Below are 23,845 nucleotides of genomic sequence, written 5' to 3' on the forward strand. Positions count from 1 at the left end.
AGTGATTAGTGCAGACCAATCTGAAAGTACATTTCCTACGCCAACACTAAATCCAACTACTGATTATTATTGGAAAATTGTAGTTAAAGATAACCATGGTGGACAAACTATTGGCCAAATTTGGAATTTTAAAACGGATTAGTCTAATTAATAAAATTTGGAAATAGCGAGTTTCATTATAACTCGCTATTTTTTTGCAAAAAACTTACAAATGCTTTCCAATAGTTTTCGCTTCCTCTAGTAGATTTCCATAATGCTTTTGATCCATGGATACCTTCAACATTTGGAATAAATTGAGTTACATAATCTGGATTTATTAATGCAACTAATTCTGTAACACTTTCTGATTCTTTTTTTGAAGATGTAACAAAAATAGGTTTAGCCATGTTTTTAATGCTATTTTTAACATCAATAGTATTATAGTATTCTCCTGGACTAAACGCTGCAATTGCTTTAACTTTACTTGAATTTACTCCTACCAATAATGCCAATGTTGCTGAATAAGAACTTCCAACTAAAATAATTGGTTGGTTATTATTCTTTTTATATAAAAAATTAATAGCAGCTTGAATATCTTGTTTTGCGTCAAAATATGATTGAGGCAAGTTTCTTTTTTTAGCTGCTAAAGCTGTTTCATTTATAACATCATTAGCTATATTTCCAGAACGTTGATCAATTGCTAAACATGTATATCCTAAATTGTTTAATTTAATTGCTGTAGCTTTATATTCACCTCTACTAAACCCTGCCTGATGACATAATAAAATCATAGGTTTAGTGGATTTAACCTGATAAAAATTGGCTGTAATAGGTAAACTATCTAAAGATGGAAAAATAATTTTATCAGCACGATAAGTTGTTTTAGACTTATTATCTATTTTTGATTTTACATCTTTTTTTTGAGAAGATGAATTACAATTTACTAGTAAAAAAGCAATCATTAAAATAAAATAACGCATACAAAATAATTTTAGTTTTTTTTAATATAGTGAAAATAAAAAAACCTGCAACTTCATATTGCAGGTTTTACTCTCGTGAAAAATAAAAAAACAACTATAATTATTAATTTTTATAGTAGAATTTTTTCTTAATTAATTTTTGAGGATTCCCTCCTATTTGCAATTCAAAATCACCCTCTTCAATTACCCATTTATTATGAATACCAACACTTACTAAATCCTTTGAATTTATAGAAAATGACACCTTTTTCGTTTCTCCTTTTTTTAGTGAAATTTTAGAAAATCGAATTAATTTTTTTGAATCTGGAGCAACTGTAGCTACCATATCTTTTAAATAAAGTTCAACAATTTCTTTTCCATCATAATTACCTGTGTTTTGTACATCAACTGAAATTTCCATTTTATCAATTCCTTTTAAAGTGTCTTTACTAATAGTAAAGTTAGAGTACTTATAATTTGAATAAGAAAGTCCATAACCAAATTCAAACTGGGGATAAAAACCATTATAACCCCAAGTTACATCTCTAATATCCGTCTTTTTATGATAATATGTTAAAATATTACCTGTATATTTTGGGTAAGTATATGGTAGCTTTCCACTTGGATTTATCTTCCCAAATAATACATCTGAAACTACTCTTCCACCTTCTTGACCTGGCAAATACGCCATAACTATTGCATCTACTAAAAGTTCTATTTCCTTAATAATTCTTGGTCTTCCTTCTACCAAAACTAAAATTATTGGCTTTTTTAATTTTGCTAATCTTTTAACTAAATTAAGTTGGGCTTTTGGCAATGCTAATTCATTAATATCTGAAGGTTTTTCGGTTGCAGGTTGCTCTCCTAAACAAACTATAATGTAATCTGAGTTTCTAGCTTTTTGAATTACTTTATCTGTATTAATATCTTCCTGATAATTAGTGCCTTCTACATAATCCACTTGATTAGATGATAATTGTTTTTGTATGGCGGTTAAAATAGTGTACTTTGAAGGATTATTATATTTTGTATCTATTCCTAAAAATGATCTTGACCAGGCTCCGTTTAATACATTTATTGAATTTGCTGCATAACCAGTAACTAATACTTTTTTAGTTAAAGGCAATGGCAACAGATTATTGCTGTTTTTTAATAATGTTATAGATTCACCTGCTATCTTATAATTTGATTCAATATGTTTTTCACTTCCAAATTTTTTATAAAATTTTGAGTTGTTATAAGGTTTTTCAAACAGATTCAATTTAAGTTTAAGACGTAATATTCTAGTTACTGCATCGTTAATTCTGCTAATTGGTATCTCTTTATTTTCAACCAAATCAATTATAATATCCACAATTTTTGCATCATATGGATTCATAATCATATCCAAACCAGCATTTACCGCCATTTTTGTAGCATCTCTCATGTTTTTTGCAGATTGATGTGCTTCTACTAAAAATTCTACATCACTAAAGTCAGAAATTACAACACCTTTAAATTCTAGCTCTCCCTTTAAAATATCTGTAATATAATATTTATTAATATGACAAGGAATTCCATTTACAGAATTAGAACTTATCATAACTCCCATAGCGCCAGCATCAATTGCTGCTTTAAAAGGTGGCAAATAATATTGTCGTAAGCTATTTTCTGGAATTAAAGCATTAGCTCTGTCTTTTCCATTTCTTCCAGCTCCATAACCAATAAAATGTTTTAAACAAACTGCTGTACTTAAAGTATCCGATAAATTATCTTTCTGTGATCCTTTTATGTATGCTTTAGCCATTTGTGAAATTAAATAAGGATCTTCTCCAAAACTTTCTCCTATTCTTCCCCAAAGTGGATTCATAGCTACATCAATATTTGGGTTAAAATTCCAAGGTAGTGATGCTGCTCTTGACTCATAAGATGTTATATCTCCACAAACTTTAGCCAATTCCGTATTCCAAGTAGCTGCTAAACCAATTTCATGAGGAAACATTACGGATCCATTTACATAATTTGCTCCATGAATATCATCAATTCCATATAAAACAGGAATTTTTAATCGTGTTTTAGATAGAGCTGCATCTTGGATAGTTTTAATAATTCTATTCCAATCCTTTGGTTTAGCTGGGTATCCTGGAGTATTATGAATAGATCCAACACCATAATCAATAATAAATTTTTTGAATTTTTCTGTATCAAAAACAGCACTATCTCTAGCATCCCAATATCCACCTGTTAAAATTGTTGGTAAACCAATATTTAACATTTGACCTACCTTTTCTTTTAAGGTCATTTGTTGAAGTATTTTTTGAATTTGCTGTTCTACTTCAATTGTCGTTTTCGGACTATTATTATCTGATAATTGTTTATTTTGAGAACAATTAATTAAAAAAATACTGAGTATTGTTGTGAATAATAATTTTTTCATACTAATTAATTTGAAGTTCTCTTATGTTTAAATAAACATGAATATTACTTATTGTTCCTGTTCTTTCAAAAATTTGATTACTGATGTTTTTATCTAAAATCAACTTATTAAAAACTTCTTTTGAAGATGAATTCTCGTTTATTTCAATGCTATTTTTTTCTGAAAGATGATAAATTATTGGAACCTGACAATATAAGAAACACAATGTGTTTTTTGTAAGTAATATTTCTCTTCTTTGTTGATTTACATCTATATATTTAAACTTAGAATTTTCAGATAAAAATTCTTCTTGTTTTAATAAACTTGGTTTAAATTGTAATTTTCCATCACTAACTAAAACACCTAACTCTCCTAACCTACTTAAAACATCCTCTTTAACTTGCCCTGTCATTCCAGGCTGCTGAGCACCTTTATTTGCAGGCGTATGAGAATATGGATCGATTGGAAAAGCCCCATATTTTTTTGGCGATTTATGAACCCCAATTCCCTCACTAATTTCATAATAATGATTTCGTAATTCATTTTTAATAGATTCACTTTCATTCTGTTTTTCGGCATTAAAATAAACTTCCTGAACAGCTAATTGTAATTTTGAAACCATATGCCAATAAATCGAACCCAAACCTTCATACCCAAAAAATGTACCTGAACGTCCTGTAAAAAATTTATGGTTAAACACATTTTCAAAAATGATCTCTAAATTATGCTTTTCTTTTAAGATTAAATCTTTGTATTCAGCTTTTGTGAGTTCTTCTAAAGCTGATTTCAGACTATTTACATTATTAAAGTTAGGATTAAAATGATAATTTCCATTGTAATCTTTTTCTATAATTTGATGGTTTTTATTTTTTAAAAGCGTTTTTAAAAGTTCTGATTGTTCAACTTCTTTTTTAGGAATTATATTTTTATCAACAAAACGCAATAAATTTTTATCCGGATATAATAAATAACTATTTTGATCCTCTCTATACAATTTGCTTTTTCTTAAACTCTGTAATAATTCTAAAGATTTTTTTGAAGAAAGATATTCTGAAGATAAAATAGCTACTTGGCCCTCTAACATTTCATTTAAATGAACAATTGAAATTTTATTGTTAGTAATTTCAATTAGGTTGTAGGATTGATACAATTTATCCTCTCTTTCACTATTATTAATAGAATGTTCAATATACTTTAATGCTAATTTTAAAAAGTTTTTAAGTTCATTTTTAGAAATATAATATTTGTTCCCTTTAAAGCCATGCTTATAAATTTGAGTTCGATAATTGCTACTAGCAACTCCCAATCCATCTGTTATTGTTTTTCTATTTTTATCTGAAATGGAATTATTTAATAAAGTTATATTTTGTTCAAGAACTTTAACAACATCATTAAAAAAAACCGTTAATTCATCAGAAATTTCAATTTTAGTTACAGTTATATTATTTGTGATTTTATCAAAAAACAATAAAAATCTACGTAAATAATACAAAGTAACCATAGATGCGCCATTACCAACTAACGCGTTATTTGCATCATTCCATTCTGGTCTTTGAGTATTCATCCAAATACCTGCTTCAGGTATTAAATTTGCGACTTTAGACAAAGTAGTTGCTAGTAATTTTTCAATAAAGTTAACTTTATAGCTTTCTCCATTTTCAGTTAATAACAAAGCTCCATCAGTACCAAAATCTAACACCCTTTGTCTAATTTTAGCATCTAATTCTTTATCAAATATTATGGTATTTTTTGGGTCGTCTATTATTGAATTATAATTTTTTATTTTATAAGGAACATTTGCGTATACAAACGCATTTTGAGTAAAGTATTCCGTTAATTTTTGTGGATAGAATTTTTCACAAAACTCTAAAAATTTTAATAAATAAATTAATTGATGATCTCCCCAATAGCCAATGTAAGACCAAGGATTATCAGGTTCAATAACTTCCCAATCAATTCCATATTTATTAATTCTAAATGGATTATATCCATCAAAAGTTGAAGCGTTTAAAAATTTAAAAATCATTCCTTCAATAAATGCAGGATACGAATGTGCTAAAGCTTCCCAATTTTGAAAAATATCTCTCCAATTACCTTCATAATTTAATATTTTAGAACCATCAATTTCACTTTGTGTTTGAATAGAGAATTTATTCCAAGGTCTGCTAGGATCTCCATGTCTTCTACTAAATTTTAATGGCAAATACTCAAATGTAAGTCTTATAAAATCTAAATCTTTAGATTTTTTTGCTATTTCACAAAGGCCTTTATATTGAATAAATGAATTTGTATTTTGTAATTCAATTATGTGGTTATTATAAATTTTATCATTCTTCTTTTTTAAATAGAAAAGAAAATCTTTTACATCTACCACATCATTTTCATCAAAAACACCTCCACGCATACAATTAAATAAAACATTAGAAAAATGTCTAGTAGTTTTTAAATTATCCTTAGTACATTGTAATCCATCGGCAGAAGCACATAAATCAATCAAATTTTGAGTTCCATTTTCAACATCATTCAAAACATTATTAATCAATTGTTCTTTGTTAGTAAGTTCGCTTAATATTTTAGCTATTGAAGTTGAACCTTGATTAACATTTGCAACTATATACCAGCTAATTGAATTAGACTTTTGTAATGTAATGTTATCTTTAATAAAATAAGCGCCTTTTTCAGCTCTAATATCTGTTTCTTGCTTAATAGCTATTCCTTTTCTAACATTATTTAATTGTATTGATGAAATTAAATGAGTAGGTTTTTTAAATCCATATGACCAAACAGTTGTTGCTTTTAAGGCTTCACTTGGCTCTGCGTTATCTACAATTATGGAGCTTAAAGAATAAATTCCTAAGCCTTGTTTAGCTTGAAGTTCATTTTTTTTATAGGCGTCTACTAAATTACTTTTACTATTTTGTAAATCTGCATTTACACCAAAAGGAAGTATGTTTTGAATACCATCTACTACTTCAATTTTAGAACTAGCGTTTGAGTTATTTACAATTGTTGATTTTTTAACAAATCCATATAAATTACTTGTACTCCATTGATATTTAAACGTAATTTTTAAATCAAGGTTTATTTCTTCAAAAATAATTTTATTGCCGTATTTACTTTTATATAAATTTCTTTGAATTTTATAGGAGTCTATATTTCTATCAGAAAATGGTTCCCATAAATATCTTTTTCCATTTTTATGAACTAAAAGAATTGTTTTACTTCCTGTAATTTCAGACGACTCAATTATTTTATCATCTGTATAATAAGGGAATAATGCTATATCACAATCTTTTCGTCCTGCGCTTATTCCTCCGTTACTTGCTATAAAAAGCCAATGGTTAGAATTGCTAACAATAGACATAAAAAAAGGTCGAAGTGCATTACTGTTTTCTATTTTATAAAACTCTTCATTTTCAATTTGCACAAAACTTCCTTTTACTTCATTATTTTGAAATACTATTTTATTTTCTCCTAAAAATATTGGGTCAGCACTCATTTATTTTTTCTATAAATAAAAACCTCTTTAAATAAATTTATAGAGGTTTTTATAATTTTAACTAAGTTTATTTAATTCACTTGAAAAGGAATGTTAGCCGTTGCTGCATGGTTGTTACCATCATAAACATAAACAAACAATCTATAATTACCTTTATTTTGCATTTTAAATGTTATGTTTCCATCTTTTTTATCTAAAATACTATTTTTTATTGGTTTAGGTCTTGTTTCATGGTCGCCTCCATCTTGCAAATCTGTACTTTCAGGTAATAGCTCCCATTTATAAGTTAACGAATCGTTTTCAAAATCTGTGCTAATTACGTTAGCTTCATATTTTTGATTCTCCTTTAAAGTTACATTATCATACGCAGTTTTACTATTAATTTTAAATGTTTTAATTTGAGGAGTTCTATTTTTTGGATAACTTCCTGTCCATAAAAATTCCATAACATCAACCGATTCGGTTTCTTTTCCATCTTCTAAAAAAATACCATACCAAGTAGGTGTTCTTTCTTGTTTTTGTCCCCATAAAAAAACATAAGAGCCTAAACATTGTAATGTATCTGACTCAATACCTTTTTGATAACGTTTTAAATAATTAGCAGCTTTTACGGTACTGTTTTCTTCAATAGGAGCTCCCCAAGAAGTTTTAGGAACTTCCCAATGACCAGTTGCTCCCCATTCTGTAACCATATACGGACCATTCCATCCAAATTTTTTGACTAAATTAGGTAAGTTAGGCAAGTCGCCATACATTTGAAAAGAAAGAATATCAATATCTGGGCATCGCTGTTTTATCAAATCCACTTCATTTTTAGAAATACCAGCTAAACTAGTGGTTGTCAAATGGTTTGGATCAATTTTATGAATCATTTTTGATATCTCATTTACAGCATCCCAAACTTTTGGATTAGTATATCGTAGATTTAACTCATTGCCAATCCCCCAAATTAAAAGCGCTGGGTGATTTTTTAAATTTTCAACCTCTTTTTGTATTCTATTTAATTGTTTTTTTACAGCTATAGAATCGTTATAATCAAATCCATGTCTTTCTCTGCCAACTTCAATTCCCATGGTTACCATTAAACCATTTTTTTGAGCTTCGTCTAAAGTTTGTTTTCCAGTTCGTTTACTATTATTTACTCTCCATGTTCTAAATGAATTTCCATGATGCTTTGCCAACGATTCAATATTTCCTTGTTCTAAACCTGCTCCTTTAATATAAAATGGTTGATTATTTACTAATAGTTGATATTTATTGTTTTTTTGAACTACACTTACTTTAACTGGACTATTTTCAGTTAAATTTGGTTTATCAGCAGTTTTATTTTTACAACTTAAAAAAAGTAAAACTCCTAAAAGTATAATATATTTATTTTTCATTTATTTAATTTTTAATTAAAATTCCTTCTAATTCTTCCAAACTCTTTCCTTTTGTTTCAACAATAAATTTTAACACAAAAATTAGAGATAATAATGCTAAAACAGCATATACTGCAAAGGTTCCTGTTGGTCCTAAATTTGTTAACTCCCATGGGAACAATTGTGTTACTGAAAAACTCACTAATGAATTAAAGAAACCAACTACTGAAATAGCTATTCCTTTTAAATTTCCAGGGAAAATTTCTGATAACATTGTCCACATAACTGGGCCTAATGAAATAGCAAATGCTGCTACGTATAATAAAATTGCTATAAGTACTAAATTGGCATTTACATTTATAAAATTCTTTGCTATACTCTGCTTAAAAACAATAAAATCGTCTTCGTTAAGTAGAGGTTGAACTTTATTAAATAACTCGCTTTGTGAAGTAAAAGTAGTTCCCTCAATAGATTGTAAACTATTTTTAATTGTAACATTTTCTATATTACTTGTATTTTTTTCAGTAATATTATAAGTAGCGTTATTAAATGCAAAAGTAGCCATAGATAAAGCTACAGTCATTGTAGCTGTACCAATTACTAACAAAGGTTTTCTTCCTAATCTATCAATAAGAGCTATTGCAACTAAGGTAAATACTAAATTAGTTAACCCTACAACAATTGCTTGAATAAACGAGGCATCTGAACTTCCGCCAGCTTGTTCAAATATTGTTGGAGCATAATAAAATATTGCGTTAATACCTGTAATTTGTTGAAAGAAAGCTAATCCTAATGCTATAATCATAATAATAGTCATTCGCTTTTTAAATAAATCAGATAACTTTCCTTTTTTTTCTGCTTTATTTACTCCTTTTACTATGGTTTCTATTGTTGTTTTTGAAAATTCCTCTCCACCAATTTTAGATAATATTCTTTCTGCATCGCTAAATTCATTTTTAATTTTGATAAGCCATCTTGGGCTTCTTGGCACAGCAAATAAAAAGACAAAATAAAGAAATGCAGGAATAGCTTCAACTCCTAACATCCACCTCCAACTTTCTACTTCTATATCTTTTAAAAAATAATTTGAAAAATACGCTACCGAAATACCAATTACTATATTTAATTGATTTAATGATACTAAGCTCCCTCTTAGTTTTGGAGGTGCAATTTCAGCTATATAAATTGGGGCAATCAAAATTGCTCCACCAATGCCAATTCCACCAATAATTCTAGCAATTACAAAATATATATACTGTGTTGCTAAAGCTGACCAAACTGCTGAAACAGTAAATAAAACTGCGGTTATTATTAATATTTTTTTTCTTCCAAATTTATCACTTAATGGGCCAGCCACTAAATTACCTGCCATAGCACCAAATATTACACATCCTACAGAAAAACCAAGTTCCCAATCAGACATTTCAAAATAGCTTCTAATACCATTAACTGCTCCTGATATTACAGCACTGTCAAAGCCCAATAAAAATCCGCCTAAAGCAACAATTAAACTAATTAATACAATGTACGATTTATTCATTTTTAATTTAAATTTGGATTAATAATTATAGTTTGAATTGAATGAGGCTGGATATTACCATTAGCTGATGATAAACCTAATGACAACATATAACTTTGATTCATATCCGTTTTATTCATTGCGACAATAACAATACTTTTATCTGTATTTTCAAATGCAGTAGTTAGTACATTATTACTGCTTGATACACTTGATATTCTTTTAGCATTTGGTAAAATAAATTTTGAAAAATGCCCAATATAATAGTAAGAGTTTGTAAAAAGTAAATCACCTGTTTTAGTGTTTCCGTGAACTGGTGAAAAACATAAATTACCTACATGATTTGGTCCGCCAGTTTCATCTAAAAGTATATTCCAATCTGTCCATCCAACTGCTCCATTATTAAAATCATGAATCATGGAACTTCCATAACGTTCTGCTAATTCAACACTATTTATTCTTTCCGTATCAAAACTTTCATTACAACCTTCTGTAAAAAGTAAATTTTTATCTGGATATGCCTCATTTACTCTTTCAACATTATCAAACATTGGTTTTCCATCTTTCCAATCCTCATACCAATGAAAACCAGTTCCCCAAGCATATTTTGCAGCTTCAGGATCGTTAAAAATGACATTAACGCGTTGAAACATTAAATCTCTGTTATGATCCCAAACAATAATTTTTTTATCTGCTAAACCTGCATTTTTTAAAGTTGGGCCTAAGTAATTTTTTAAGAAATCGCGTTCATCTTCTGCTGTATAAATACAAGATTCCCATCTTTGAACTGCCATTGGCTCATTTTGAATAGTTAAACCCCAAATTGGAATTCCCTCATTTTCATAAGCCTTTATAAATTTTACATAATAATTTGCCCAAGGTTGATAAAATTCTGTCTTTAATTTTCCTCCCTGCAACATGCTATTATTTGTTTTCATAAATGCTGGCGGACTCCAAGGACTAGCATATATTGTTAATTTATTTTTTGAAGCTTTTAAAATTTCTTTAATGAAGGGTATTCTATATTTTTTATCATGTTTAATATTAAATGAATTTAAACTAGTATCTCCTTCTTTAATGTAAGTATAACTTTCGCTTGAAAAATCACAACTATGTATAGTTGTTCTAGCCAATTTATAACCAATTCCTTCTTTTGGATCAAAATATGCCTTTATAAATTTTTGCTGATTTGACTTTGATAATTTATAAAAAGTACTAGCTGATGCATCAGTTAATGCAGCCCCAATTCCTAAAAAAGTTTGAAATTTTTTAGATGAATCAACAACAATTGAAATTTCGGTTTCTAAAGGTTGTTTAAAATTCTTAAACTGTAAAGAATCTGTTACCTTGAGTTTAACACTCTTATTTTGAACACTTGAATAAACAACGGCTTTTATTTTTTTTGTAGCTTTATCAATATCATTCTTATTTTCCACAATTGTATTTGAACAACTAATTGTAAAAAATGATATCATAAAAAGATACAGAATTAGGCTTATTTTATGCACATTATTATCCTTCATTTTACAAAAAAAATTAAAATTAATTAGCTAGTTTTAAGTTAAAAACTGATGAAAAAATTATTTAATATTGGTAAACTCTCACATAATCTATTTCCATTGTAGCAGAAGTAAAGTTACTATCAATAGCTCCTCCAAAATTCCCTCCCATGGCTACATTTAAAATTATAAATTGATTTAAGTCAAAAGGCCATGTATTACTATCTTTAGTTGATGGATTATAGGTATAAAATGGTATGTCATCAATAGTAAATTCAATACTGTTTTCTGACCAGGTTATTGCATAAACATGAAATGCAGTTGAAACGTCTGATATATATTTAGTACCTGTATTTACTGAGGCTCCATAACTTGATGGTGTATGAATTGTACCATGAACTGTTCCTAAATCATTCCCAACATGTTCCATTATATCAATCTCTCCACACGCAGGCCAACCTACTGATGTTATATTCGATCCTAGCATCCATATTGCAGGCCAGGTTCCTCCTCCTTCTGGTAATTTTGCTTTCACTTCAACTTTTCCATACTTAAAATCATATTTACCCTGCGTTTTTAATCTTGCAGAAGTATATTCTGATCCTAAATAGGATTCTTTTTTAGCGATAATTTTTAAAATTCCGTTTTCAACAATCACATTATCACTTCTATCCGTATAATATTGAGATTCGTTATTTCCCCAACCATTATCTCCTGTACCAATATCATAATTCCATTTAGTATTATTTGGTGCGCCATTTGTATCAAACTCATCAGACCAAACTAATGTTAAATTATCATTTACATAAACTGTAACTTCTTTAGTAAGACTTATAGAATTATCTGTTGAAGAATAGGCAACAACAATTATTGTATAAGTGTTGGTTCCTCTAGTGTTGTATGTGTAATCAACATTTCCTGTTGAACTTGCAATTTCCGAACCACTACCAAATCTAAAACCATATGAAACAGCATCTGTTGCTGATGCAGAACACTGTATTATACCTGAACCATCTCCATTAGGATTATTTTGATCTGCTCCAACTATATTTACATTTAAAACTAAATTTGTAGGAATAATATCTACAGGTTCCGGAGGGTTAATTATTGGATCGTCTCCATTATTACTACCTCCACATGAATAGAATAATCCTAAAAATAAAAAGGTGAAAAAATATAATTTCTTAGTATTAAATGAGCTAAACATAATTATTACTTTTTAAAAATTCATTTTTAAATAAAGAAGAGATGATTAAAAAAACATCTCTTCTTTAAATTAATTCAAATTATTCTGCTATTAAAATCACAAACCAACCATTTCCATCAGCTCCAACTGTTCGTAAACTCATCTCATTTTCAGATCTTGATAGAATTGTGTAACTATGATCTCCTCCAACATAAAAACCGTGAAATCCTTTATTAGAAAATGTAAGAGTTTCAGCACCTCCAGGAGCTGATAAGCTCCAACTTTCTGAAAAATCATCTAATGGATAATTCTCATATTCGCCATCACTATTTGCTGTCTGTCCAATATCCCCAAAATCTTGATTTATCGGTCCTGCTTGACCATAAATTGTTCCGTTTGTAACGTAAGTAAATGTACCATCTATATTAAATATCAATCTGTCATCGTATGCTCCTTTACCATCTTTATCATAAGGAGCAGCTGACCACCAAAGTGGTGAATCTGCATCCGCTGGCCCAACACCAAAATGTCCTGCAGTTTCTGCTTTAATTCTCCATGTTCTAGAGCTATCTGCTGTTAACATAGTTAATAAATCTGCTGGTGGTGAATACAAGGCTAATACTTCAACTTCAACTGTTTTACTACTTGTGGCTCCACCTGTACCTATTGCTACTACCGTAACTGTGTATGTATGTGTACCTGTTATACCAAAATTATAAGTATTGGTTCCTGCAGGAGCCATAGTTCCTGCATCGTTATAATAATACTCATAAGTAATAGCATTATCTGCTGTCGCAGTAAAATTTACTGTTCCACTTCCATCTCCATTTGGGTTATCTGCATCTTGACCAACTATTTCAGCATTAACTTGCAGATTAGTTGGAGCGACTATGTCTCCAAATTCATAATTATCTTTTTGGCATCCAATTAGCATTAAAAATGCTACCAAAAAAACTGTTTTTAATATTACTATACTATTTTTCATGGTTATAATTTTTAATTGGTTAATAGGATATCATCAAAATAGAAAAGTTCATCATTTCCTGTGTTGCCGAAATCAGGGAATAAAATAACTCTATCGTATGAATTAGCAGTACTAAATGTACCTCCACTTGTTAAATCAAACGATAATTCTTCCCATTGATTTGCAACTGTTGTTGTTGCTTGTACTTCTACATTAATAGTAGGATTTCCATTTCCATCTAATGGAGAAGTTGAATCTTCCATTTTAAATAAAATAGGAACTCCTGCTCTTGGTGACCATACTTTAACTTTAACTGTAGTTCCATTTGAAAAATCAACCGGAGCATCTAAATTCATACTTGCTCCTGCCCAAGTTTGAGCTCCTGCTGTTTTATTAATTTCCACAACATTACCACTAACATTTACTCCTGATTGATCTGGATTAGTAACTACTGCTGTTGGAATTGGCCCATAATTAGCATCTCCAAAACCTTCCCAAGTATAGGTTAACGTACTTACCTCAAAAGTAATTGGCATTTTGACAGATGCTATTTCAATATCGTCAAAATAGAAAAGCTCATCATTTCCTACGTTACCGAAATCTGGGAATAAAATAACTCTATCATATAAATTTGAAGCACTAAAATTTGCAAAGGATGTTAAATCGAAAGATAACTCTTCCCATTGATTTGCAACCGTTGTTGTTGCTTGTACTTCTACATTAATAGTAGGATTTCCATTTCCATCTAATGGAGAAGTTGAATCTTCCATTTTAAATAAAATAGGAACTCCTGCTCTTGGTGACCATACTTTAACAGTTATAGTTGTTCCTGCAGAAAAATCTACTGGCCCAGATAAATTCATACTTGCTCCTGCCCAAGTTTGAGCTCCTGCTGTTTTATTAATCTCCACAACTTTTGAGGATGTATTCATTCCTGATTGATCTGGATTAGTAACTACAGATGCTGGAATTGGCCCATAATTAACATCCCCAAAACCTTCCCAAGTATAAACTAAATTTGAAGACTCAAAATTGATTGGAAGTTGAATTAATTCAGTAGGCGATTTATAAAAATATATATTATCCATAAATACAGTTCCTTCGGCCCAATTAGATGCCACTAATTTAAACTGGATAATATCATTTATTGGAAGACCTTGATCCGTAAATTCTGTTAATGGAATATCAAAGCTATTCCATTGATTAGCTACTAAATCTCTATGAACAAATTTTTCAGCCGCTCCATTACCATCAATTGGAAAAATATCAATACCTGTTACATCTGGTGTCCAAACATCTACATGTAAAAATTCCATAGAAGATGCATCTACAGCAGAACCAAATTGAATTCCTTGATAGCTTAAGTTAATATATTGTAACATGCTATCTCCATTCAAATCAAACATTGCCCAGCTACTTCCTTGACCACCTTGCCCCCAATCTGGGAAATAATCTGTTCCATCAACATCAGTATAAGCATCACTAAAAATAGAAATTACATCTGTATCAATTCTTGCTTCTGGTGTTGGTGCTGAATTTAAAGGTTGTAAAATTGCTGTTACTAAAAAGTCTTCAGTATACTCAGTAGTAGCAATAGCAGCGCTTTTTGCAACTACTCGAATAGTATAAGTTCCTGCATTTTGGTAAACATAAGAAACTGTTTCTCCAATATTTCCTGTTACAGGAGTATCATTTCCAGGCTCTCCGAAATACACATCGTAAGTTAGCCCATAATCTGCAGTTGCAGTTACATTTACTTGTTTTGAAACTGCTAAATCATTTTCAATAGTAACCGCTAAGTTTTCAGGTGCTTTAAACGAAACAACTAATGGTTGTGTAACTTCAGCTTTTAAACCTGTAATTCCATAAGCTATAATTTTAACTTCATAACTACCTTCAGCAAAAACATGGGTTACGCTTTTACCTTGATTAAGTTTAGCGGGTTCTGTTGTTCCATCACCAAAATATATATCGTATGAAATTGCTCCATCTCCATTTGGTGTTATTGTAACGGTTCCCGTATTATCTTGGGTTACGTTAAAAAGTGCGGTTATATTAGTAGGTGCAGTTGCTGTTGATACAAAATTAGTACTACCTAATTCATCTTGAATACAACTTATAGTTATAGCTACTATTAAAAAGGCACTTAAAAAATATTTTAATGCTTTCATGTTTTTAATTTTTAATTTTAATATCCTTGGTTTTGAGTTAAACCTGAAATATCAACCTCTTGCTGAGGAATTGGAAATACTTCATTTTTACCTGTAACAAAACCGTTAATTTTATCAGCAGCCTGACCTGTTCTAACTAAATCAAAGAAACGCTGACCTTCCATTGAAAGTTCGAAATTTCGCTCATCCCAAATAGCTTGTTTTGTTGCTGTAACTCTATGAGCAGTATCTCCAAAAGCTCTATCTCTAACTTGATTTAAATAATTTTGAGCTTTTGAATCACTTAATCCTGAACGAATATTTGCTTCTGCTGCCATTAATAACACATCGGCATATCTAATTGCTCTGTAATTATTTAAATAGTTCAATTCTGTTTGAGCTCCACTTTCACCAGCTCTAGGAATATATTTATTGTTATAATAACCTGTATGCTTATAACCTTCTGCATAAGAAACTCCTGCTCCATTATTATAGTCAGCATTATCTTCCGCAAATTTCACCATATTTAATATGGAAGCATCTCTACGAGTATCTCCATCTTCAAATGAATTATATAAATCTTGTGTTGGTATATTAAAACTCCATCCTGAAGCGTATAATGGTCCTGAATATGCTCTTGGCCCATTGTGGATTACTCCAAAATTACCTTCAGTTCCTTGAGGCACATAACCCCAATCGTACCAATCAGAAGTGTTTGTATATTGTATTTCAAATACAGACTCTAAACCGTTTTCCCCCGATTTTAAAAATTGAGATCCATAATCAGGAACTAAACTATAAACGCCAATTACATTTTCAAGAATATTAGCTGCTTTAGCAAGATATGGGGATGAATCGTCATCACCTGCTTCAAATAAATACACTTTTCCTAAAAGAGCTTCCGCAGCGTATTTTGTAACTCTTCCTTTTTGAGCTTGTGTAGTTGGCAATACATTAATTGCGTTTAATAGGTCTGTCTCAATTTGAGCATACACATCACTTTTTGGAGACCTTTGTAAGGTTCCTGAATCTGTTGCAGATAATCTTGAGGTAGTAAATAATGGCACATCACCAAAGAATTTAACTAACTGAAAATAGTAGTAAGCTCTTAAAAAATATACTTCTCCATAAAGTTCTTCTTTATTATCAAAGTCTAATTTATTTTTATTTTCCTCTAAATAATTGGCCCTATTAACTCCTTCATATAACCATTTCCAAATAGAAGTTAAATTATCATTATTTGGTCTTTGAGTCATATTATCAATGTTTTGCAACCCAACAACATCTGTAGCACTTTCTCCGCCACTTAATGAATTGTCTGATGCTATATCTCCAATTAATACATTAAGATATGTCCATTGTAATGGGTCATAAACTCCTACTACTGCAGCTTCATAATCGTCAGCAGACTGAAAATATACATCTGAAGTAATTTCATAGTTCTCTTTTGGATTATAATCAACGTAACTAGTACATGACGGAGCCAAAAATGCTAGTACGCTTAAAATTGTTAATTGTTTAAAAAATTTCATTTTCTTACTTTTAAAATTTAACATTTACACCTAATGAAAAAATCCTTGGTTGAGGATAAGTTCCTCTATCAATTCCTGTATCTAAAACACCAGATGATATTTCAGGGTCATATCCAGAATATTTTGTGAAAGTAAATGCATTTTTTACTTGAGTATATATTCTAATTTTAGTAAATCCGGTAACTTTATAAAATGAACTTGGCAAAGTATATCCTATTTGGACATTTTTAATTTTAACAAAGCTTCCATCTTCAACATATCTGTCAGATGCTCTTAAGTTATTATTAGTATCCACAAAAGTTACTCTTGGTTCACTATTACTTGTTCCTGGTCCTGTCCATCTATCTAAAGTAGATGAAAATCGATTGGTATAGTTTAAATTTCTTTCATAAGCTCTATAAATATCTCCTCCAACTGATGCGTATGTAAACACATTGAAATCGAAATTATGATAATCTAAAGATAGATTCCAACCTAAAGTAAAACTTGGAAATGGATCTCCAATTTTGGTTCGATCATTAGCATCAATAACGCCATCATTATTTATGTCTGCATAACGAATATCTCCTGGTTGCGCTCCATCTTGAGTTGCATGAGCATCAATTTCACTTTGGTTTTGAAATATTCCATCTGTTTTATATCCATAGAAATATCCTGGAGAAAATCCTTCTTCAAAACGAGTTAAAGTAGTATAAGGAATTCCATAACCTGCACCCCAAATAAATTTATCTCCATTATTTATTTTTTCAACTTTATTGGTAGAGGTGGTAAAACTAAAGGTAGTATTTACATTAAAATCATCAGAAAAAGTATTATTAAAGCCTAAAGTAGCATCAATACCATAACTTTTTGTTTTTCCAATATTTGACGCTGGGTAAGCTGGTGTTCCTAAATATAATGATAGTGTTGGGTTGAACAGTAAATCATCAACCGTTTTTTGGAAATAATCTGCGGTTAAACTTACTTTACTATCAAATAATTTAATATCAAAACCTGCATTATATTGAACTTGATTTTCCCAAGAAACGTTATTATTAGGGATAGAATATAAGGTAGATCCGCTAACTATAGTACCATCAAATGTATACTTTGGAAATGTTGAAATAGTTGAAAATTGTGGGCTAATATTATCATTACCTACAGAACCATAACTTCCTCTTAATTTTAAATAACTTATAGTATTAGACTTGAAAAAGTCTTCATTTGAAACTACCCAACCTAAAGATGCTGAAGGGAAAAAGGCAAATTTATTATTTTTACCAAAACTAGTTGATCCATCAGCTCTTCCAGTAAATGAAGCTAAATATTTACCTTTATAATCATAATTAATTCTTGAGAAATAAGAAATATTTCTGTTTTTATATTGCCATGAACTAGAAGTCTGAGATTTAGGATCTCCAGTTGCAGAACTTACATCGGCATAATCCCATGAATTAAAAGGAATATCAACAGCATTTGCAGTAATATTATCTCCTGTGCTTTTAGCAATTGAAATACCTAAAACTGTTTCAAAATTATGATCTTCTTTAATTTTAAAGTTAAAGTTTCCATATAATTCATAGGTGAAATTAAAATAGTTAGTTTTAGATTCTGAAACTCTACTATGAGTTGAAGTTTCATTACCATCTCCATCTACAGTTACAATTGGTGATAAATCAGGATTTGCATTAGTAGCGTTATGTCCTATTCCATAAAACACTAATGGTGAGAAATTTTTACCATAAACATCTACATACGTATAACCATATCTTGAAGTAATTTTTAAATTATCTAACAAATCATATTGTAATTCTAATTTACCCGTAAGTTTGTTTGTTTTTCCTTCATTATATGTATTATCAATTAATGCTAAAGGATTTCTAATTTCTTGCGTAATTGTTGAACTTGTTCCAAAATTACCGTTTGCATCGTATGGTGAAACTGTAGGATCAAAATTTAATGCATTTGAAAGTACACTTGTTATATTGTTTTCCGATAAATTACTATTTTTAATATTAGCATAATTAGTATTTACAATAAATGTAACTTTATCTGTTATACTCGTATTAAAGTTAGCTGTAAAATTGGCTCTATTAAAAAATGATTTATCTCCTCCCCCAACAACACCTTCTTGCTGAAGATATCCTGCGGATAAATAATAAGAAGTACTTTCACTACCTCCTGAAGCAGTAAAATTATTAACACTAATTGGAGCGTCAACTAAAACTTCTTTTTGCCAGTTTGTGCCTGAACCAAAATTTGAAATATCATTAAAAATTAATCCTTCACCAGCATTAGAACTTGCTTCATTTAAAATAGCTGCATATTCACTAGCATTTAATACATCAATTATATTAGCTACTTTTTGAACTCCATATGAAGAATCAAAACTAAAACTTGCTTTAGAATTTCTTTTACCAGATTTTGTTTTAACAACGATTACACCATTTCCTCCTTTTACTCCATAAATTGCTGACAAAGCAGCATCTTTTAATACATTTATGGACTGAATATCTGATGGATTAAGTGAGTTTAAATCATCCAAAGTTTGAGAAACACCATCAATAACTACTAATGGATCCGTTCCTGTATATGATGGAATACCTCTAATTAAAACGGTAGGCTTAGATCCTGGTGAACCGTTTGAAATAACATTTACACCAGCTGCTTGTCCTTGCAAAGCCTCTTCAGCCCTTACTGGTTTTAATAGTTCAACGTTTTTTTGGTTAACTGTTGAAACTGACCCAGAAATTTTACTCACTTTTTGAGTTCCATAACCAATAACCACAACTTCATCTAAACTCTGTGTGTCTTCATTTAATTGGACATTTAAAGTATTAGCATTTGTAATGGTAACTTCTTTGGTTACGTACCCTAAATAAGAGAATATTAGAATTTCTCCCTTATTTACTTTAGTTATTGTAAAATTTCCTTCAAAATCTGTAGAAGCACCTTTAGTTGTATTTTTTACAACAATAGAAACACCTGGTAAAGGCATTCCATCAGCATCTGCTACAGTTCCCTTAATTTCGAAAGTTTGTGCAGATACAACAATACCTACTAAACTTAAAAAAATTGATAAAACAATAGATTTCATATAGATAAGATTAATTTGAATTAAATTTTATTAAAACTACTTACTTAGCAGTTTCTTAACAAAAATTTAACCTATATAATAAACATACAGAAATAAAGTGAATACGTAAAACATATATTAAGAGAGCTAAATAGCTTATATAGCTTAACATTTTTATAATAAACGTTACAAAATAAATTAAATATTTAAGCTTTCGAAACCGTTATTGTTGAGGTATTGTTGAGGTAAATTGTTAAAATGCTGCAATTATTAAATTTGTAAAATATACTCAACAAGACTTTTTGAATGAGATAAATCCATCTTTTTACGGAGTCTATACCTTTTTATTTCAACACTACGTGGTGAAATGTTTAAAAGTGGAGCTATTGCTTTTGATGATAAGTTCAATCTGAGGTAAGCACACAGTTTTAAATCATTTGGTGTTAAATTGGGGTGTAGTGATTTTATTTTCTTTAAAAAATCACTGTCTGCATTGTTAAATGCTTTCTGAAAGGTATTCCAATCATCCTTATGACTTAAATGTTTATTTATAATAGTAATTACTGGTTTAATGTTTGCATTATCCTTTACCTTTAATAGTTCATCTTTTATAGTATTAAGAATTTCATTCTTCTTAATAATATTCATTGTTGAGGCAGATAATTCACGTGTTTTACTTTGAACTTCTTGACGCAACTGATCATTTCTTAATTTCATTATTACTTTATCATTTTCAAGCTGAGATAAAGTAAACTGCTGTTGTTGTTTTTCTAATAATTTTTTCTTCTGTTTTGTGTAATGCCGTTTGTATAAAATATGAATGGTATATAAAAGTAACAGCAATAATAAAACATAAATCGCTATAAATAGATTACTAATAAACCATGGACGATTTATAGTAAATGAATAGCTTGCATTATTAATTGAATACTTGTTGCCTATTTGTGCTTTTACTATAAAAGTATAATCTCCAAATGATAAGTTTTTAAATGATACTTCAGAATTTGTTGTCCAATTGCTCCAACCATTATATAACCCTTCTAATTTATATTGGTAATTAACTTCCTCATACTTATCAAAATCAGGCACACTATATTTAAAATAAATACTATTTTCTTTAGAACTAAAATTAGTTATTCCATTTAATTTAACAGGTGTTTTATTTCCTGCTATAGTGCTTTTATCAATTGAATTAATTTTAATTTTATATGGTTTATCTACAACTTTATTTAAATCAATAATTACGTAACCATTTGAAGTTCCAAACAAATATTTACGATTATTTAAATAGGCTAAATTTTCATATCCAGGAATATTTTTACGTAAGTTTGATGGAATTGAAATTTTAGTTGCTTGAAGTTCTTCATTTAGCTCTCCATGAGAAAAGAATAAAATGCTTTTATTAGTAAAACCCCATAAAGTATTTGTACTAATGTCTTCAATTAATTTTCCTGATAAATAAGTATCATTATCAAATAACTTTTTGGTTAATATTTTATCTTTAGAAAATTTTTGTGTTTTTTTATTATATTTAAAAACACCTTCTTTATAAGTATAATATAAGTTATTATTATAATTTACAATACTAGATTTCAACCCTTTAGGAATGCTTTTTTCTGTTTTATAGCTTAAAACCTTGATGTAATTGTCATCTAATTTTAGCTTAAATACTCCTTTATATTCATGGCTAACAAACAATTCATTATCTGATATAAAATCGAAAAACTTACTGGAAATATCAAAATTTTTTAATTTATTTCTAAACTTCCATTTATTATTTTCTTTTATTAAAACTGTTAAACCATCATAATTTCCTTGCATAAGCAAATTTGGATTAGACTTTACCGGTTTAATATCCCAGGTTCCCATAACCGTTGAAATCAAGTTTGCACTATTACCTTTTATAATAAAAGTTCCTAAATTATGTCCACAAAATAATGTGTTATAGTACCTTTTTAAACACCAAACTTGTCCATTAGTATTTTTAATAAATTTAAAATCTTCATTAGAGTCTATTTTTTTATAAAATAAACCTTGATTAGTTCCCAAATAAATATTTCCGTTGTAAACAATAGATGCGTATACAGTTCCTATATTTCCTTTTAAATCATTGTAAACACTAAAAGGCGAATTGTAATTAATAACACTTATACCATTATCTAAACCCAACCATAAATTATGATTAGTATCTTCAAACATGCTTAATACCGTATTATTAATTAATCCTTTCTCTTGATTAATAATATTTAGAACATCTCCATTTTTATTTATTTGAACAACTCCATTTGAAATAGTACCAAGTGCAAATGAACCATCTCTAAGTTTTAAACTACTATAAACACTATATTTAGAAATTATACTATTTGCCTTTGTGTTCCAAGAAGTTAGTTTATCATTTTTAAAACTATAAAAACCTTTATTCTGAGTTTGAATTAATAGTGCATTATTTTCATAAAAAATATTAACTAACGTATTGCTTTTAACAATTTTATCATTAGTTACTAAAACGGCTTTTCCTTTTTCAATTTTATAAATTCCATCGTTAATTTTTTGAAAATAAATATGATCATTAACCTTAAAAATTTTAGTTAATAAGGTTTTGGATTCAATAACTTTAAAAGATTTATTAACTGTATTAAAAATGTAAATTCTGTTTAACGATTGAAACAATATCCAATTATCAAGCTCAATAATATTCCAAAATTGCTCATCTTCTTTTAAAGGTTCTTTTAAATTATTACTTAATGATGTGTATTGTAGATGTCCATATATATCCTTCTGCCAGTAGCCAAATTCCATATAACTACCTGTATAAATTTTATCTCCAATAACATTTACTGCTCTAATAATAGTATTATTTGGTGAAGGATATAATTGCCAATTAGCACCATTATATTCAAGTAAACCCTTATTATTAGCTATATAAATATAATTATCTTCGGTTTGTGATATTGACCAATTTTGATTTTCAGCTTTATAATCCTCTGGATAATAATTTTCAATTGGAGGTATTTCTTGAGCTTTCAACAAATTAAATCCTAAAAAAACAAGAAAAAAAAGTGTGTGCGTTTTTAATTTCACTTAAAATAAAAATTAGTTAATACAATAATTACCATTTTTAGTATTTATCAAATATAAAAAAATTTAATAGCTATAAAGTTGAAATTTGATTTAATGTTTTTAATGTTTTAAAAAGGTTATTAAAATAAAAAAGTTCCCAAAAAAGGGAACTTTTAAACTTAAGTAATACTTTTTACTTCTTAATATTATTAATTATTCAGAAATTTCTGCATTTGGTGCATTTTTCTTAACTGAAGCTATTCCATTTTCCATTCCACTAGTAGATTCATACATTTCGCTAGTTCCAATTACTTGCCCATTTGAAGCTTTCAAATTAAAATATGGTTTACCATTTTTTGATTGTAATCTTTCATAATTACTATCCTTTTGAGAGTTTTTTCTAACAGATTCTATTCCATTAGTACATCCTGATTTAGCTTTATAACCTTCGCTTGCTAATATAGCTTGCCCATTGCTAGCTTTTAATCTAAACCTAAACTCTCCTCTTTTGTCTGTGTAAATTTCAAATTTTGCCATTTATTTATTTTTTAAAAGTTAAACCTACATACTTTATGTACTCCTAAATATAATAAAAATAATCATTTGTTAAAAAAATAATTAATTCTCTATCATTTTTTGAATTGGAATTAAATATTAATATCAACTAATTTTATGGAAAATTTGTAT

Annotated in this window: 13 protein-coding genes; all 13 read right to left on the reverse strand. The window is 28.9% G+C overall.

Annotation, left to right across the window (positions count from 1 at the left end; all coding sequences use genetic code 11):
* Window positions 1–176 precede the first annotated feature (176 nt).
* The 13 genes from R3342_RS12820 to R3342_RS12880 all read right to left on the reverse strand — a co-directional run bounded on the left by R3342_RS12820 (window position 177) and on the right by R3342_RS12880 (window position 23,695).
* A complete protein-coding gene (locus tag R3342_RS12820) occupies window positions 177–959 on the reverse strand; it encodes an alpha/beta hydrolase (protein WP_318940757.1) in 783 nt (260 codons plus the stop codon).
* 103 nt (window positions 960–1,062) lie between these two features.
* Complete coding sequence (locus tag R3342_RS12825) at window positions 1,063–3,354, reverse strand: glycoside hydrolase family 3 N-terminal domain-containing protein (RefSeq protein ID WP_318940758.1); 2,292 nt, start codon at window positions 3,352–3,354, stop codon at window positions 1,063–1,065.
* Between the two features lies 1 nt (window position 3,355).
* Complete coding sequence (locus R3342_RS12830) at window positions 3,356–6,832, reverse strand: hypothetical protein (protein WP_318940759.1); 3,477 nt, start codon at window positions 6,830–6,832, stop codon at window positions 3,356–3,358.
* A gap of 71 nt (window positions 6,833–6,903) precedes the next feature.
* Window positions 6,904–8,214, reverse strand: a complete 1,311-nt coding sequence (locus R3342_RS12835; RefSeq protein WP_318940760.1) for a glycoside hydrolase family 2 TIM barrel-domain containing protein — start codon at window positions 8,212–8,214, stop codon at window positions 6,904–6,906.
* A 4-nt stretch (window positions 8,215–8,218) separates the two neighbouring features.
* Complete coding sequence (locus tag R3342_RS12840) at window positions 8,219–9,733, reverse strand: sugar porter family MFS transporter (protein WP_318940761.1); 1,515 nt, start codon at window positions 9,731–9,733, stop codon at window positions 8,219–8,221.
* Window positions 9,734–9,735: 2 nt separating this feature from the next.
* On the reverse strand, window positions 9,736–11,187 hold the full coding sequence (locus R3342_RS12845; protein WP_318940780.1) for a glycoside hydrolase family 30 protein: 1,452 nt from the start codon (window positions 11,185–11,187) through the stop codon (window positions 9,736–9,738).
* 109 nt (window positions 11,188–11,296) lie between these two features.
* A complete protein-coding gene (locus R3342_RS12850) occupies window positions 11,297–12,418 on the reverse strand; it encodes a glycoside hydrolase family 16 protein (protein WP_318940762.1) in 1,122 nt (373 codons plus the stop codon).
* Window positions 12,419–12,497: 79 nt separating this feature from the next.
* Window positions 12,498–13,382, reverse strand: coding sequence for a PKD domain-containing protein (locus R3342_RS12855; RefSeq protein ID WP_318940763.1), 885 nt, complete (start codon window positions 13,380–13,382; stop codon window positions 12,498–12,500).
* 11 nt (window positions 13,383–13,393) lie between these two features.
* Window positions 13,394–15,532 carry a hypothetical protein gene (locus R3342_RS12860; RefSeq protein WP_318940764.1) on the reverse strand — a complete coding sequence of 713 codons (2,139 nt, stop codon included), beginning with the start codon at window positions 15,530–15,532 and terminating at the stop codon, window positions 13,394–13,396.
* A 17-nt stretch (window positions 15,533–15,549) separates the two neighbouring features.
* Window positions 15,550–17,043: a RagB/SusD family nutrient uptake outer membrane protein gene (locus tag R3342_RS12865; protein ID WP_318940765.1), complete on the reverse strand. Its 1,494-nt coding sequence runs from the start codon at window positions 17,041–17,043 to the stop codon at window positions 15,550–15,552.
* 10 nt (window positions 17,044–17,053) lie between these two features.
* Window positions 17,054–20,119: a TonB-dependent receptor gene (locus tag R3342_RS12870; RefSeq protein ID WP_318940766.1), complete on the reverse strand. Its 3,066-nt coding sequence runs from the start codon at window positions 20,117–20,119 to the stop codon at window positions 17,054–17,056.
* Between the two features lie 249 nt (window positions 20,120–20,368).
* Window positions 20,369–23,125: a triple tyrosine motif-containing protein gene (locus tag R3342_RS12875; RefSeq protein ID WP_318940767.1), complete on the reverse strand. Its 2,757-nt coding sequence runs from the start codon at window positions 23,123–23,125 to the stop codon at window positions 20,369–20,371.
* A gap of 246 nt (window positions 23,126–23,371) precedes the next feature.
* Complete coding sequence (locus R3342_RS12880; RefSeq protein WP_318940768.1) at window positions 23,372–23,695, reverse strand: YegP family protein; 324 nt, start codon at window positions 23,693–23,695, stop codon at window positions 23,372–23,374.
* Window positions 23,696–23,845 lie beyond the last annotated feature (150 nt).

The organism is Lutibacter sp. (genome assembly GCF_033723435.1).
GTDB lineage: Bacteria > Bacteroidota > Bacteroidia > Flavobacteriales > Flavobacteriaceae > Lutibacter.

Coding starts and splice junctions, on each gene's coding strand:
- R3342_RS12835 (WP_318940760.1), bottom strand. CDS start 8,214: ATGAAAAATAAATATATTATACTTTTAGGAGTTTTACTTTTTTTAAGT.
- R3342_RS12855 (WP_318940763.1), bottom strand. CDS start 13,382: ATGAAAAATAGTATAGTAATATTAAAAACAGTTTTTTTGGTAGCATTT.
- R3342_RS12880 (WP_318940768.1), bottom strand. CDS start 23,695: ATGGCAAAATTTGAAATTTACACAGACAAAAGAGGAGAGTTTAGGTTT.
- R3342_RS12820 (WP_318940757.1), bottom strand. CDS start 959: ATGCGTTATTTTATTTTAATGATTGCTTTTTTACTAGTAAATTGTAAT.
- R3342_RS12825 (WP_318940758.1), bottom strand. CDS start 3,354: ATGAAAAAATTATTATTCACAACAATACTCAGTATTTTTTTAATTAAT.
- R3342_RS12840 (WP_318940761.1), bottom strand. CDS start 9,733: ATGAATAAATCGTACATTGTATTAATTAGTTTAATTGTTGCTTTAGGC.
- R3342_RS12830 (WP_318940759.1), bottom strand. CDS start 6,832: ATGAGTGCTGACCCAATATTTTTAGGAGAAAATAAAATAGTATTTCAA.
- R3342_RS12860 (WP_318940764.1), bottom strand. CDS start 15,532: ATGAAAGCATTAAAATATTTTTTAAGTGCCTTTTTAATAGTAGCTATA.
- R3342_RS12865 (WP_318940765.1), bottom strand. CDS start 17,043: ATGAAATTTTTTAAACAATTAACAATTTTAAGCGTACTAGCATTTTTG.
- R3342_RS12845 (WP_318940780.1), bottom strand. CDS start 11,187: ATGATATCATTTTTTACAATTAGTTGTTCAAATACAATTGTGGAAAAT.
- R3342_RS12870 (WP_318940766.1), bottom strand. CDS start 20,119: ATGAAATCTATTGTTTTATCAATTTTTTTAAGTTTAGTAGGTATTGTT.
- R3342_RS12850 (WP_318940762.1), bottom strand. CDS start 12,418: ATGTTTAGCTCATTTAATACTAAGAAATTATATTTTTTCACCTTTTTA.